Genomic DNA, 14,261 nt, shown 5'->3' on the forward strand with positions numbered 1-14,261 from the left:
CCGCGGACCGCCGCCCGGGGGTGGCGGCGTGGCGGACGGTGAGCGTCAGGCGCCCACCGGTGCGTCGGCGAGGGTCTCGGGCCGCGCCGGGGAGCAGCTGTGCATGGGCATCTCGGTCAGGCCGGGGAAGTAGACGTGCAGGCTGACGGCGCCGTCGAGGGTGTCGTTGACGACCTCGTGGGCGTAGCCGGGGGCGAAGACGCGCTGGGCTCCGGCGGCGAGGGTGAGCGGGCCGCGCCGGCCGTGCTCGGTGAGCTCGCCCTCCAGGACGGTCAGCACGCCGGAGGAGCCGCCGTGGTCGTGGAGGCCGCTGCCCTGACCGGGGACCCAGCTGAGCAGCCACACCTCGTAGCCGGGGCCGGTGCGCAGGCGGTGGTACCAGCGGGTGGTGGCGTCGTAGCGGACGAGGTGCTCCCACTGGGCGCGGTCCGCGGCGATCGAGCGGGCGAGGCCCACGAACTCGGCGACGGTGGCCGGGTGTTCGCGGGCGGGCTGGAGCAGGTGCTGCACGGAGAGGATGTCGCCGGCGATCTGGAGGTCGCTCTCGACCACGGCGGGGGCGGCGGGGCCGGTCGCGGTGGTGGCGGCGCTGGGCTGGGGGGTGCTGTTCATCGGGGGAGTCCTCGACGGATGTCAGTCGTACGGGCGGTCGCTGTGGGGGTAGCCGGTTGCGCGGAGGAGCCGGGGCTCCCGGGGCATCAACAGCTGCAACAGCGACAGCGAACCTGGGCAGCGCACAGGAACCCACGAATGGGGGTCCGGGTGGCGGCTGCGGGCGCTGACATGCGTACAAGGAGAACGGTTCGGGCGCCGGACTGTCAACCCAATGTCGGCAATGGCCGAAAAGATTCACCTCATCCGGGTACTCGGCGCGGAGAAAGGTTTGTGCAGTACCGACCAGGGCATGTGGCGCTGGGTATGGCCCTTCCGGCTGATCTCAAACCTCATGGCGTCATCGTGACCGGAATGTGATCCGCGCCGCATCTTCGGCCGGATCGCAACCACACCCCCGAGTGACGCGTGGGTTCGGAGTGAGGGCGGTAGCTTCGCGACACCTGTGGCATGTGTCTCGATTTTTGGCGATATGAACACTTACGGCATTCGCTTGGTTCCGCAGAGTGAATAAGGGGCCCAATAGCAGACCCCGGCTTGACTGCTCCGGAGCCGCGCACTTGTAATTTCACTCGTGTCGTTACGTAGCGATCAGTAACGGCAACACCACGGGGACGCACAGACAGAGCGAGGGGCGCACATGACCGAGCTGTTTCAGGAACTGCTGGTCGAGGAGGCGGACGAGGAGCTCGGATGGCAGGAGCGCGCTCTGTGCGCCCAGACCGACCCCGAATCCTTCTTTCCGGAGAAGGGCGGCTCCACCCGCGAAGCCAAGAAGGTCTGCCTCGCCTGCGAGGTCCGCTCCGAATGCCTTGAGTACGCCCTCGCCAACGACGAGCGATTCGGCATCTGGGGCGGCCTCTCCGAGCGCGAGCGCCGCCGCCTGAAGAAGGCAGCCGTCTGAGCCTGCTCCGGGCACCGACGGACACACCCAACCGCATAGCGAACCAAGCCGACGGTCCGCCTCCCGCACCTTCCCCGCAGGAGGCGGACCGGCGCGTTCCGAGCCGTTAGTGTGGCGCTGTCCAGCAGCCTCCGAGGGCACACCACCCCCGGACCTTCCCCCAGGACCCGTCCCGGGGGAACCCCCACGGTCGGAGGGCCCGTTCCGCGATGTCCCTGCACAGCAGCCCGACGGCCTCCCACCAGGCGGCCGGCACCCCCGAGTTCCCCCGGCACGTCGTCACCGCGGTCCTCGTCGCCCACGACGGCGCCCGCTGGCTGCCCCGCACCCTCGCCGGCCTCCTCGCCCAGGAACGCCCCGCACAGCAGTACGTCGCCGCGGACACCGGCAGCTCCGACGACTCCGCGCGCCTGCTCGCCGAGGCCCTCGGCCCCGACAACGTCCTCCACCTCGCCCGCCGCACCGGATTCGGCACCGCCGTGGACGAAGCCGCCCGTACCGCCGGCGCACTGACCCCCGAGGACCTCCCCTACCTCAAGCGCCCCAGCGGCTGGGACCCCGTCAGCCGCACCTGGCGCGACGACACCTACGACCTCCCCGAACTCCCCCACGGCGAACCCGTCCAGTGGCTCTGGCTGCTCCACGACGACAGCGCCCCCGAAGCCGACGCCCTGACCGAACTCCTGCGCGTCGCCGACGAAAACCCGGACGCCGCCGTCATCGGCCCCAAACTCCGCGGCTGGTACGACAAGAAGCAGCTCCTCGAAGCCGGCGTCACCATCGCCCGCAGCGGCCGCCGCTGGACCGGCCTCGACCGCCGCGAACAGGACCAGGGCCAGCACGACCAGATCCGCCCCGTCCTGTCCGTCTCCACCGCCGGCATGCTCGTGCGCCGCGACGTCTACGACGCCCTCGGCGGCTTCGACCGGCGCCTGCCCCTCATGCGCGACGACGTCGACCTCTGCTGGCGCGCCCACAGCGCCGGCCACACCGTCCTCGTCGCCCCCGACGCCGTCATGCGGCACGCCGAGGCCGCCGCCCGCGAACGCCGCACCGTCGACTGCGCCGGCCGCTCCTCCGTCAGCCCCCACCGCGTGGACAAGGCCGGCGCCGTCTACACCGTGCTGGCCAACTCCTCCGGCCGCGCCCTGCCCTACGTACTCCTGCGCCTGATCGTCGGCACCCTGCTGCGCACCCTCGGCTACCTCCTCGGCAAGGCCCCCGGCCAGGCCGTCGACGAGTTCACCGGCCTCCTCGCCACCCTGCTCCGCCCCGGCCGGATCCTCGCCGCCCGCACGGCGCGCCGCCGCCCCGCCGTCCCCGCCGCCGAGCTGCGCCCCCTCTTCCCGCCGCCCGGCTCCACGCTGCGCGCCAACGCCGAACAGCTCGCCGGGTACTTCGGCGCGGACGGCGACACCGACACCGCCGGCGCGAGCCGTCACGGAGCCGTCACCAGCCCCCTCGAACCCGGGTCCGAGGACGCCGACTACCCGGAGGGCGAACAGACCGGGCGGCTCAAGCGGATCGCCCGCAACCCCGCCCCCGCCCTGTTCGCCCTCCTCCTGCTCGTCTCCCTCATCGCCTGCCGCGCCCTCCTCTTCGGCGGCTCCCTCATGGGCGGCGCCCTGCTGCCCGCCCCCGACGGGGCCCTCGACCTCTGGCACGCCTACACCTCCGACTGGCAGCCGGTCGGCCCCGGAACCACCGCCGGCGCCCCGCCCTACCTCGCCGTCCTCGGCGCCGTCGCCACCCTGCTGTTCGGCTCCGCGCAGGCCGCCGTGACCCTGCTGCTCGTCGGCTCGGTGCCCCTCGCCGGGCTCACCGCCTACTTCGCCTCCCGCCCGCTCGTCGAATCGCGGCTGCTGCGCGCCTGGGCCGCCGTCGCCTACGCCTTCCTGCCCGCCGTGACCGGAGCGCTCGCCGGCGGCCGCCTCGGCACCGCCGTCCTCGCGGTCCTGCTCCCGCTCATCGCCCGCTCCGCCGCCACCGCCTTCGGCCTCGGTGCGCCCGCCGGCTCCCCCGACGGCAGCTGGCGCGCCGCGTGGACCACGACCCTCCTGCTGACCGTGGCCACCGCCTTCACCCCCGTCGTCTGGCCCCTCGCCGCAGTCCTCGGCGCCGCCGCACTGCTGATCCGCCCCGCACGCCGCGCGGCGTACGCGCTGCGGCTCCTGGCCGCCCTCGCGGTACCGCTGCTCGCCCTCGCCCCCTGGTCCCTCGGCCTGCTCACGCACCCCGGCCGCTTCCTGCGCGAGGCCGGCCTGCCCTACGGATCCGGCTACGCCACCGCCCTCGACCTGCTCGGCGCCGGCCCGGGCGGCCCGGGCACCACCGGCGGCACACTCCTGCTCGGCGTCGTACTCGCCGCCCTCGCGGCCCTGCTGCGCCCCGACCGGCGGTTCGCCGTCCGCGCCGCCTGGACCACCGCCCTGGCCGGCCTGCTCCTCGCCGTCCTGCTCAATCACGGCGCCTGGGCCGGCCCCGCCACCCTCGTGTACGGCCTCGGCCTGCTCACGGCCGCCGTGGTCGGTGCCGACGGAGCCAAGGAGCGCGTCGCCGCCCGCAGCTTCGGCTGGCGCCAGCCCCTCGCCGCCCTCATCGCGCTCGGCGCCGCCACCGGCCCCCTCGTCGGCGCCGCGGCCTGGATGGTCTCCGGCGCCGACGGCCCCCTCCAGCGGCGCGACCCCGTCCAACTCCCCGCCTTCGTCGCCGCCCAAGCCGACGACAGCAACCGCAGCCGCACCCTGGTCCTCGGCGGGACTTCCCCCGCCACGGTCTCCTACGCCCTGGTCCGCGGTTCCGGAGCGCGCCTCGGCGACGCCGAACTCCTCGCCGAAGCGGGCGCCGAACCCCGCCTGGCGAAGGTCGTGTCCAGCCTGGTCTCCGGATCCGGCGCCGACCAGAGCGCGCAGCTGGGCGGCTTCGCCGTCCGCTACATCGTCCTGCCCCCCGACGGGCCCCGGCAGTTCCGCCAGGTCCTCGACGCCACCCCCGGCCTCAAGTCCGGCCGCCAGGACGACGGCACCGCCGTCTGGGAGGTCGAACGCTCCCTCGCCCGCGCCGTCATCGTCCCCGGCAAGCAGGGCCAGGCACCCATCGCCGTCGAGGCGGAGCCCGTCGAGGCCCACACCAGGATCCCGGCAGGGGAGCAGGGCCGGATGCTGCGGATCGCAGACCGGGCCGCCCCCGGCTGGCAGGCCACCCTCGACGGCAAGCCCCTGAGGCCCACGACCCTGGACGGCTGGGCCCAGGGCTTCGAACTGCCCGCCGCGGGCGGCCGCCTGGACCTCACCTACCAGGACTCCCTCGCCCGCGACGCCTGGCACTGGGCCCAGGGCCTGCTCGCCCTGCTCCTCCTCGTACTGGCCCTCCCCGGCCGACGGGCACGGCTCGACGACGACCTCCCGGAGGAGGCGGCCGCCGTCCCCGAGCAGCCCGGGCCCGGCGAGGGCCGCCGCGCCCGCCGGCTGCGCGCCGAAGCGCAGGCGCAGACCGGGGCGCCGGCAGCCGCCGAAGCGGCCGCCGCCGACCCGTACGCGCAGATCCCGGCGCAGCCGGCCTACGGGGAACAGCCGTACGGGCAGCAGCCGTACGGGGACGAGCCGTACGGGGAGGAGACGTACGCCTACCAGGCCTACCCGTACGAACAGCAGCAGGCGCAGCAGCCGCAGCAGCCGTACGCCGAGCCGTACCCGTACCCCTACCAGCAGCAGCCGTACGACCCGTACCAGCAGCCACAACAGCAGCAGCCACAGCAGGAACCGCCGTACACCTACGGACAGCAGGACCCGCGTCCGGACGGGAGCACCCAGCAGTGAAGCAGAGCGCCCCCCTCACGCTGGCGGCCGTCACGGCGGCCCTGGCGGCCATCACCGCCGTCGCCTCCCTCACCGCCCCGGCAGCCGCGCCCGCCGACGCGAAGAAGACGGCGGCCGGCACCCGGATGCCGGTGGAGCAGTCCGTACTGGTGTGCGCCGCGCCCAGTTCCTCGGACATCGCCGAGACCACGTACACCTCCGTCACCCCCGGCACGGCCGGCGGCAAGGGCTCGGCCCGCCTCTCGGCCAAGGACGGCAAGACCGTCCTGGAACCGAAGGAGCCGGGCAAGCCCGTCGGCGCGACCGCCTCCGGCGCCGAGGCCCCCGCCCTCACCGGCGTCGCCTCCGGCAACCTCGCCCCCGGCTGGACGGCCCAGCAGACCACGAAGGTCGCGGCCGGCCAGGCCCGCGGCCTCCTCGGGGTCGGCTGCACCGCGCCCGGCACCGACTTCTGGTTCCCCGGCGTCAGCACCGCCAAGGGCCGGCAGGACTACATCCACCTCACCAACCCCGACGACACCGTCGCCGAAGTGGACATCAAGCTCTACGGCCCCGACGGGCTGCTCAAGGACAAGCCCGGCACCCCCGACCGCGTCATCCAGGTCGACCCCCACGCCACCGCCCGCGTCCTGCTCTCCCCCCTCGTCCCCGACACCCAGGTCGCCGACGTCACCGCCCACGTCACCACCGGCTCGGGACGGGTCGGCGCCTCCGCGCAGATCTCCGAAGACGGCGTCGGCGCCGACTGGCTGCCGGCCTCCGCCGACCCGGCCGGATCCCTGGTCCTGCCGGGCATCCCCGCCGACGCCACCTCCGTACGGCTGGTCGCCTACGCGCCCGGCGAGGACGACGCCGAGCTGAACCTGCGCCTCGCGGGGCCCGGGGGCGCCATCACCCCCGCGGGCAACGAGCAGTTGCACGTCAAGGCCGGTATGACGGCGAGCGTGGACCTCAAGGACGTGACCCGCGGCGAGGCGGGTTCGCTGCTGCTGACCCCGGCGGACCCGAAGAAGCCCGTACCGGTCGTCGCGGCGGTACGGGTGGTGCGCGGCAGCGGCGCGAAGCAGGAGCTCGGCTTCGTCCCGGCGACCTCCCCGGTCGGCGCGCGGGCGACGGTCGCCGACAACCGCACCGACGACAAGGCGACCGCCCTGGCCCTCACGGCGGTCGGCGCCGACGCGAAGGTGCGCGTCACGGCCTACCCGGGCACCGAGGGCGGCCAGCCCGCGGTCAAGGAACTCACCGTCAAGGCCGGCACGACCCAGGCCCTCTCCCCGGCCCCCGCCCCGACGGGCGGCAAGGGGGCCTACGCCCTGACCGTCGAGACCCTCTCCGGCGGCCCGGTCCACGCCTCCAGGACGCTGACCCTGCCGCAGGACGGCATCCCGATGTTCACGGTCCAGCCGTTCTCGGACGACCGCTCGACGGTGGCGGTACCGCGGCCGTCACAAGACCTCGGCATCCTCTTCTGAGTAGGGGGCGCCGGCGCCCGGCCACGACCTAGTCCTGTCCGTAGCGCGGGTCCACGATCTCCGGGGAGAGCCCCAGCAGGTCCGCCACCTGCTCCACCACGACCTCGTGGACCAGCAGCGCCCGCTCGTCCCGCGACTTCGCCCGGATCTCCACCGGCCGCCGGAACACCACGATCCGGGCGGGCCGGCCCTCGCCCGCGTCCGTCAGCCCGCCGAGCGGCACGGCCTCGTCGTTCCAGCCGCCCTCCGGGCCGCCCGGCGGCCCCGGCACGTCCGCCACCACGAACTCCACCTCGGCCAGCTGTGGCCACCGCCGCTCCAGGCGCTCCACCGAATCCCGCACCAGGTCACCGAAGAGCTCCGACCGGCTCGCCGCCAGCGGCACCTGAGGGGGCGCCACCGGCCCCCGCATGCCCCGCCCGTGCCGGTCACGCCGCCTCGGCCGCGGTTCGGAAGGCGGGGGAAGGGGGCCTGCGGAGGAGGGGTCGGGAGGGTTCGGGGGAGTCAGCGGGCTGTCCGTCACCCCCGCAGGGTAGCCCTCGCCCGGCCGCCGGGCGGGGGCCCGGCCCGGTCACGGACCGATGTCGTACCGCGAACGATCCGGCCAAGGTTCCCGGGTGTTCGGGGCGACACGGCCGGGTGGCCGACGGCGGAGTCGTCGCGGCCCGGTCAAGAGTGCGGTACCGTCCAACGTCGTGAGCCTTGTACGTCGCTGTTCGCGCACCGCGTGCGGCCGCCCTGCCGTCGCCACACTGACGTACGTCTACGCCGACTCGACCGCAGTTCTCGGCCCGCTCGCCACCTACGCCGAACCCCACTGTTACGACCTGTGCGCCGAGCACTCCGAGCGCCTGACCGCCCCCCGGGGCTGGGAAGTCGTACGCCTGACGGACGGCGGCCCTCCTTCGCGCCCCAGCGGCGACGACCTCGAAGCGCTGGCCAACGCCGTGCGCGAAGCGGCCCGTCCGCACGACCGGGCGACCGAGGCCGGCAAGTCCGTACCGGGGCCCCAGGCCACCGGCGAGACCCGCCGGGGACACCTGCGCGTCCTGCGCTCGCCGGAATCCTGACGCCCGCCCGCCACCCGCCTCATCTGAAAGGCGGTACTCCGTTCAGGGTAGGTTTGCTCCACCGCACAGAACCTCAGGAGGGGCAGGCAGTGGCCGCAGATCTTTCGAACATCGTCAAGGCGTACGACGTACGAGGCGTCGTGCCGGACGAGTGGGACGAGCCGCTTGCCGAACTGTTCGGTGCCGCCTTCGTCGAGGTCACCGGAGCGACCGCGATCGTCGTCGGGCACGACATGCGTCCCTCCTCGCCCGGCCTGTCCGCCGCCTTCGCCCGCGGCGCCGCCGCCCGCGGGGTCGACGTCACCCTGATCGGCCTGTGCTCCACGGACCAGCTGTACTACGCGTCGGGCAAGCTGGACCTGCCCGGCGCGATGTTCACCGCCTCCCACAACCCGGCCCAGTACAACGGCATCAAGCTGTGCCGCGCGGGGGCCGCCCCCGTGGGCCAGGAAACCGGCCTCGCCACCATCCGCGAGCTGGCGGAGAAGTGGTCGGACGAGGGCGCCCCGGCGATCCCCGCCGGCACCGTCGCCGGCACCATCACCGAGCAGGACACCCTCAACGGGTACGCCGAGCACCTCAAGTCCCTGGTGGACCTGCGCGGCATCCGCCCGCTCAAGGTGGTCGTGGACGCGGGCAACGGCATGGGCGGCCACACCGTCCCGACCGTCTTCGAGGGCCTGCCGCTGGAGCTCGTCCCGATGTACTTCGAGCTGGACGGCACCTTCCCCAACCACGAGGCCAACCCCCTCGACCCGAAGAACATCGTGGACCTCCAGGCCCGCGTGAAGGCCGAGGGCGCCGACCTGGGCCTCGCCTTCGACGGCGACGCCGACCGCTGCTTCGTCGTCGACGAGCGCGGCGAGGGCGTCTCCCCGTCCGCGATCACCGCCCTGGTCGCGGCCCGCGAGCTGGCCCGCAACGGCGGCAGCGGCGTCGTGATCCACAACCTGATCACCTCCTGGTCCGTCCCGGAGGTCGTCAAGGAGAACGGCGGCACTCCCGTGCGCACCCGGGTCGGCCACTCCTTCATCAAGCAGGAGATGGCCACCTCCGGGGCCATCTTCGGCGGCGAGCACTCGGCGCACTACTACTTCAAGGACTTCTGGAACGCGGACACCGGCATGCTCGCCGCGCTCCACGTCCTGGCGGCCCTCGGCGGCCAGGAAGGCTCCCTGTCCGAGCTGGTGTCCTCCTACGACCGCTACGTCGGCTCCGGCGAGATCAACTCCACCGTCGCCGACCAGGCCGCCCGCACCGCCGCCGTCAAGGACGTCTACGCCCCCCAGGACGGCGTCAGCGTCGACGAACTCGACGGCCTCACCGTCACCACCGCCGACTGGTGGTTCAACCTGCGCCCCTCGAACACCGAGCCGCTGCTGCGACTCAACGTCGAGGCCCGCGACCTGGCGACCCTCGCCAAGGTCCGCGACGAAGTCCTCGCCCTGGTCCGCGCGTAACACCCGCACCCGCTGTGTCACCGCCACCGCCGGGCCGCGAGACGAGCAGCCCGGCGGTACGCTGACCTCGCCCAAACCGCATGTTCGAAGGGAAGCGCACCATGCCGCTCGAAGCCGGCCTTCTGCAGATCCTCGCCTGCCCCGCCTGCCACTCGCCCCTGGAGGACAAGTCGGCCGACGCGGACGCCCCCGAGCTGATCTGCACCGGCCAGGACTGCGGTCTCGCCTACCCGGTCCGCGACGGCATCCCGGTCCTCCTCGTGGACGAGGCCCGCCGCCCCGCCTGAACCACCCCGCGCAGACGCCGAGACCGGTTCCGTCCCCCCGGGTCCGCCCCCGGGGTCCGTCCACCACACAGCCGGAGGCCGCCATGCTCGACGAGTCCATCCTCGACGCACCGGAGGAACTCGCCCTCGCCGACCGCCGTGGCCTCCTGCGCGGCGCCGCCGAAGCCGGGGCCCGCGTCCGCACCGCCGCCCGGCACGCCACCGAAGCCGGCCTCGGCGACCTGCGGCCCGAAGGGCGGCCCCGCGCCGTACTGATCGCCGGCCCCGGCACCGCGGCCACCGGCGTCGCCGACCTGCTCGGCGCCCTCGCCGGAGCCTCCGCCCCCGTCGCCCGCCTGCACCCCACCGGCGTCGCACACGCCGCCGGGGCACTGCGCTGGACGCTGCCCGGCTGGGCCGGCCCCGTCGACCTGCTGCTCATCGCCACCACCGACGGCACCGAGCCCGGCCTCGCCGTCCTGGCCGAGCAGGCCTACCGGCGTGGCTGCACCGTCGTGGCCGTCGCACCCGAGCGGTCCCCGCTGAGCGAGGCCGTGGACGGCGCGCACGGAGTCCTCGTACCGATGGCCAAGGCCCCGTACCAGGAGTACGACGAGTCGGCCGCCGCCGGCCCCGGAGCACTGTGGGCCCTGCTCACCCCGCTGCTGGTACTGCTCGACAAGGTCGGCCTCGTCGACGCCGCCCCCGGCTCCCTCCAGCTCGTCGCCGACCGGCTCGACCGCACCGCCGAACGCTGCGGGCCCGCGATCGCCACCTACTCCAACCCGGCCAAGACCCTCGCCACCGAACTCGCCGACTCGCTCCCCCTGATCTGGAGCGAAGGCGCCGCGGCCGGCCCGGCAGGACGCCGCTTCGCCGCCACCCTCGCCGAACTCGCCGGCCGGCCCGCCCTGTCCGCCGAACTCCCCGAAGCGCTGCCCGCCCACGGCGTCCTGCTCGCCGGGGCCTTCGCCGCCGGCGCCGACCCCGACGACTTCTTCCGCGACCGCGTCGAGGAACCGCAGGCCCTGCACGCCCGCGTCGTCCTGCTGCGCGACCGGCCCACCGGCGGCCTCAGCGCCGCACCCGCCGCCCGGGAACTCGCCCTGAGCCACGACACGGCCATCAGCGAACTCGAACCGGAGGAGGGCGGCGAACTGGAACAGCTCGCCGAACTCCTCGCCGTCACGGACTTCGCCACCGCCTACCTCGCGCTGGCCTCAAGGGCACACGGCTGAGGCCCCACCGGGCCCGCACAGAACCAGATCCACATCCAGGAAGACGACGATGGACCGCCTCACGAACCCGATCCGCCCCTACGCCTGGGGTTCCACCACCGCGATCCCCGCACTCCTCGGGGCGGAACCCACCGGTGAGCCGCAGGCCGAGATGTGGATGGGCGCCCACCCCGGCGCCCCCTCCCGTCTCGACCGCGGCGCGGGCGAGACCACCCTCGCGGAGATCATCGCCGCCGACCCCGAGGGAGAGCTCGGCGCGGCCGCCGTCGCCAAGTTCGGCCCCCGCCTGCCCTTCCTCCTCAAGATCCTGGCCGCGGGCGCGCCGCTCTCCCTCCAGGTCCACCCCGACCTCGCCCAGGCCAAGGAGGGCTTCGCGGACGAGGAGCGCCGGGGCATCCCCGTGGACGCCGGCCACCGCAACTACAAGGACGCCAACCACAAGCCCGAGATGATCTGCGCGCTGACCCCCTTCGACGGCCTGTGCGGCTTCCGCCCGCCGGCGGAGGCCGCGAAGCTCCTCGACGGCCTCGGCGTGGACTCCCTCAAGCCGTACGTCGACCTCCTCCGCGCCCACCCCGAGGAGGCGGCCCTGCGCGAGGTGCTCACCGCCGTACTGACCGCGGACCGCGCCGAGATGGCCCGTACCGTCGCCGAGGCCGGCGCCGCGATCGAACGCCTCGGCGGCGCGTACGCCCCGTACGCCTCGCTCGTCCACCACTTCCCGGGCGACCCCGGCGTGATCGCGGCCATGCTCCTCAACCACGTCCGACTCCAGCCCGGCGAAGCCATGTTCCTCGGCGCCGGCGTCCCGCACGCCTACCTCGACGGCCTCGGCGTGGAGCTGCTGGCCAACTCCGACAACGTGCTGCGCGCCGGACTCACCCCCAAGCACGTGGACGTGCCCGAGCTCCTGAAGGTCGTACGGTTCGAGCCGGGCGACCCGGCCGTGCAGCGCCCCGAGGGCAACGGCGAGGAGGTCTACGAGACCCCCATCGACGAATTCCGCCTTTCCCGCTTCGCCCTGGCCCCCGGCGCCGCCCCCCACCCGCTCCCGGACACCGCCCCGCAGATCCTGCTCTGCACCGCGGGCAGCCCGAAGGCCGGCGAAGTGACGCTGTCCCCCGGGGAGTCGGTCTTCGTCCCGGCGGGCGAGAAGGTCGAGCTGTCCGGGCCGGGCACCGTCTTCCGCGCCACCGTCGTCATCTGACGTACCGTCCCTACGGGCGGCTGCTGCAACAATGTGCCGCCGTAGCGCGGCGACCCGGCCAGGAGCGCCGCACCGAGGAAGGGACATCCTGCACCCATGAGCGCGTCGGGCGGTACCAGGGCGATCGTGGCGGCACTCGCCGCCAACCTCGCCATCGCCGCAGCCAAGTTCGTTGCCTTCGTCTTCAGCGGCTCGTCGTCGATGCTCGCGGAAAGCGTCCACTCGCTGGCGGACTCGGGCAACCAGGGGCTGCTGCTCCTCGGCGGCAAGAAGGCCCAGCGCGAGGCCACGCCCCAGCACCCCTTCGGATACGGGCGGGAACGCTACATCTACGCCTTCCTGGTCTCCATCGTCCTGTTCACCGTCGGTGGCATGTTCGCCATCTACGAGGGCTACGAGAAGATCAAGGAGCCGCACGAGATCGAGGCCTGGTACTGGCCGATCGGCGTGCTCGTCTTCGCGATCATCGCGGAGGGCTTCTCGTTCAAGACGGCGATCAAGGAGTCGAACGAGCTGCGCGGCAAGCAGAGCTGGCGCCAGTTCATCAAGCGGGCCAAGGCCCCCGAACTCCCGGTCGTCCTCCTCGAAGACGCCGGCGCCCTCGTCGGTCTCGTCCTCGCCCTGGCGGGCGTCGGCCTCGCCCTCGCCACCGGCAACGGCATCTGGGACGGCATCGGGACCCTCTGCATCGGCGTCCTGCTCATCGTCATCGCCCTCGTCCTCGCCGCCGAGACCAAGTCCCTGCTGCTCGGCGAGGCCGCGGGCCCCGAGCAGGTCGAGAAGATCCTGGCGGCCGCCGTCGACGGCGACGTCGTCACCCGCGTGATCCACATGCGCACGCTGCACCTCGGGCCGGAGGAGCTCCTGGTGGCCGCCAAGATCGCCGTCCAGCACGACGACACCGCCACCGAGGTGGCCAACGCCATCAACGCCGCCGAGGCCCGCATCCGCGAGGCCGTCCCGATCGCCCGGGTGATCTACCTGGAGCCGGACATCTACCACGCCGAAGCCGTGCAGCCGGGCGCCGGCCCGGACAAGAGCCTCTGACGCCGACCCCCGGCCCCCGGACCCCGGGCTCCGCTCCCCGTCCTGTTCTCCGCCTTGTTTCCCGTCCCACTGGGGTCCACCGCACTGATCGGGTAGATTCGTCATCAGTGTCAGGCGTCGCTGCTGATGGCGGTCGGGCGGTCCTCGCGACCGGCCGAGGGGAGAGAGGGCCCCCGACGGACTGTGCTCAGTGCTCTGGTGCGCCAGTGCACGGCCCAGCCGTACCCACCCTCTCGAACCATGAGGAGCAGCACCCATGGACTTCAAGGTCGCAGACCTCTCCCTCGCCGCCTTCGGCCGCAAGGAGATCACCCTGGCCGAGCACGAGATGCCGGGCCTGATGTCGATCCGCGAGGAGTACGCGGCGACGCAGCCGCTGGCCGGCGCCCGCATCACCGGCTCCCTGCACATGACGGTGCAGACCGCCGTGCTCATCGAGACCCTCGTCGCCCTCGGCGCGGACGTCCGCTGGGCCTCCTGCAACATCTTCTCCACCCAGGACCACGCGGCCGCCGCCATCGCGGTGGGCCCCAACGGCACCCCGGAGAACCCGCAGGGCGTTCCCGTCTTCGCCTGGAAGGGCGAGACGCTGGAGGAGTACTGGTGGTGCACGGAGCAGGCCCTGACCTGGCCGAACACCCCCACCGGCGGCCCGAACATGATCCTCGACGACGGTGGTGACGCCACCCTCCTGGTCCACAAGGGCGTCGAGTTCGAGAAGGCCGGCGCGGCCCCCGACCCGGCGACGGCGGACTCCGAGGAGTACGCCCACATCCTCACCCTGCTGAACCGCACCCTCGGCGAGAACCCGCAGAAGTGGACGCAGCTCGCGTCCGAGATCCGCGGTGTGACGGAGGAGACCACGACCGGTGTCCACCGCCTGTACGAGATGATGGCCGAGGGGAACCTGCTGTTCCCGGCGATCAACGTGAACGACGCGGTGACGAAGTCGAAGTTCGACAACAAGTACGGGTGCCGGCACTCGCTGATCGACGGCATCAACCGGGCGACCGACGTGCTGATCGGCGGCAAGGTCGCGGTCGTGTGCGGGTACGGCGATGTCGGCAAGGGTTGTGCGGAGTCGCTGCGCGGGCAGGGCGCGCGGGTCATCGTCACCGAGATCGACCCGATCTGCGCGCTGCAGGCGGCGATGGACGGCTACCAGGT

At 73.5% G+C, this 14,261-nt stretch carries 12 protein-coding genes; 10 read left to right on the top strand and 2 right to left on the bottom strand.

All coding sequences use genetic code 11. The features are described 5' to 3' along the window. Positions 1–45 precede the first annotated feature (45 nt). Entirely contained in the window at positions 46–612 is a 567-nt protein-coding gene (locus tag ACIA6C_RS26585) for a cysteine dioxygenase (RefSeq protein WP_399279489.1), read from the bottom strand. A 640-nt stretch (positions 613–1,252) separates the two neighbouring features. On the opposite strand from ACIA6C_RS26585, the gene ACIA6C_RS26590 reads away from it, so the two are divergent. The 3 genes from ACIA6C_RS26590 (at position 1,253) to ACIA6C_RS26600 (ending at position 6,806) form a co-directional block, all read left to right on the top strand. Continuing rightward, positions 1,253–1,516 carry a WhiB family transcriptional regulator gene (locus ACIA6C_RS26590; RefSeq protein WP_003983763.1) on the top strand — a complete coding sequence of 88 codons (264 nt, stop codon included), beginning with the start codon at positions 1,253–1,255 and terminating at the stop codon, positions 1,514–1,516. A 209-nt stretch (positions 1,517–1,725) separates the two neighbouring features. Then, positions 1,726–5,334, top strand: a complete 3,609-nt coding sequence (locus ACIA6C_RS26595) for a glycosyltransferase family 2 protein (RefSeq protein ID WP_399279491.1) — start codon at positions 1,726–1,728, stop codon at positions 5,332–5,334. Next, positions 5,331–6,806, top strand: coding sequence for a DUF5719 family protein (locus ACIA6C_RS26600; RefSeq protein WP_399279493.1), 1,476 nt, complete (start codon positions 5,331–5,333; stop codon positions 6,804–6,806). The genes ACIA6C_RS26595 and ACIA6C_RS26600 overlap by 4 nt, the downstream gene beginning before the upstream one ends. Positions 6,807–6,834: 28 nt before the next feature. Here ACIA6C_RS26600 and ACIA6C_RS26605 read toward each other — a convergent pair whose 3' ends face one another. Continuing rightward, positions 6,835–7,218, bottom strand: coding sequence for a metallopeptidase family protein (locus ACIA6C_RS26605; RefSeq protein ID WP_361137049.1), 384 nt, complete (start codon positions 7,216–7,218; stop codon positions 6,835–6,837). 205 nt (positions 7,219–7,423) lie between these two features. On the opposite strand from ACIA6C_RS26605, the gene ACIA6C_RS26610 reads away from it, so the two are divergent. The 7 genes from ACIA6C_RS26610 to ACIA6C_RS26640 form a co-directional block, all read left to right on the top strand. Next, complete coding sequence (locus ACIA6C_RS26610) at positions 7,424–7,876, top strand: DUF3499 domain-containing protein (protein WP_399279495.1); 453 nt, start codon at positions 7,424–7,426, stop codon at positions 7,874–7,876. Positions 7,877–7,965: 89 nt separating this feature from the next. Beyond that, the gene (locus tag ACIA6C_RS26615) at positions 7,966–9,336 is read left to right on the top strand and encodes a phosphomannomutase/phosphoglucomutase (RefSeq protein WP_399279497.1); all 1,371 of its coding nucleotides are present in this window, start codon (positions 7,966–7,968) and stop codon (positions 9,334–9,336) included. 101 nt (positions 9,337–9,437) lie between these two features. Beyond that, entirely contained in the window at positions 9,438–9,623 is a 186-nt protein-coding gene (locus ACIA6C_RS26620; protein ID WP_361137043.1) for a Trm112 family protein, read from the top strand. Between the two features lie 83 nt (positions 9,624–9,706). Continuing rightward, positions 9,707–10,840, top strand: a complete 1,134-nt coding sequence (locus ACIA6C_RS26625; protein ID WP_361137041.1) for an SIS domain-containing protein — start codon at positions 9,707–9,709, stop codon at positions 10,838–10,840. A gap of 49 nt (positions 10,841–10,889) precedes the next feature. After that, positions 10,890–12,047, top strand: a complete 1,158-nt coding sequence (gene manA, locus ACIA6C_RS26630) for a mannose-6-phosphate isomerase, class I (protein WP_399279500.1) — start codon at positions 10,890–10,892, stop codon at positions 12,045–12,047. A 96-nt stretch (positions 12,048–12,143) separates the two neighbouring features. After that, complete coding sequence (locus ACIA6C_RS26635) at positions 12,144–13,094, top strand: cation diffusion facilitator family transporter (RefSeq protein WP_399279502.1); 951 nt, start codon at positions 12,144–12,146, stop codon at positions 13,092–13,094. A 256-nt stretch (positions 13,095–13,350) separates the two neighbouring features. Continuing rightward, positions 13,351–14,261 (top strand): adenosylhomocysteinase (locus ACIA6C_RS26640; RefSeq protein WP_399279504.1); only part of this gene is annotated, 911 nt, incomplete at its 3' end.

Origin of the sequence: Streptomyces sp. NPDC051578 (genome assembly GCF_044454045.1) — a bacterium.
Classification (GTDB): Bacteria; Actinomycetota; Actinomycetes; order Streptomycetales; family Streptomycetaceae; genus Streptomyces.

What these genes read in the sequence shown, in the direction of transcription:
- ACIA6C_RS26605 (WP_361137049.1), bottom strand. Translation starts at nt 7,218, where the DNA reads ATGCGGGGGCCGGTGGCGCCCCCTCAGGTGCCGCTGGCGGCGAGCCGG.
- ACIA6C_RS26620 (WP_361137043.1), top strand. Translation starts at nt 9,438, where the DNA reads ATGCCGCTCGAAGCCGGCCTTCTGCAGATCCTCGCCTGCCCCGCCTGC.
- ACIA6C_RS26585 (WP_399279489.1), bottom strand. Translation starts at nt 612, where the DNA reads ATGAACAGCACCCCCCAGCCCAGCGCCGCCACCACCGCGACCGGCCCC.
- ACIA6C_RS26590 (WP_003983763.1), top strand. Translation starts at nt 1,253, where the DNA reads ATGACCGAGCTGTTTCAGGAACTGCTGGTCGAGGAGGCGGACGAGGAG.
- ACIA6C_RS26595 (WP_399279491.1), top strand. Translation starts at nt 1,726, where the DNA reads ATGTCCCTGCACAGCAGCCCGACGGCCTCCCACCAGGCGGCCGGCACC.
- ACIA6C_RS26635 (WP_399279502.1), top strand. Translation starts at nt 12,144, where the DNA reads ATGAGCGCGTCGGGCGGTACCAGGGCGATCGTGGCGGCACTCGCCGCC.
- ACIA6C_RS26625 (WP_361137041.1), top strand. Translation starts at nt 9,707, where the DNA reads ATGCTCGACGAGTCCATCCTCGACGCACCGGAGGAACTCGCCCTCGCC.
- manA (WP_399279500.1), top strand. Translation starts at nt 10,890, where the DNA reads ATGGACCGCCTCACGAACCCGATCCGCCCCTACGCCTGGGGTTCCACC.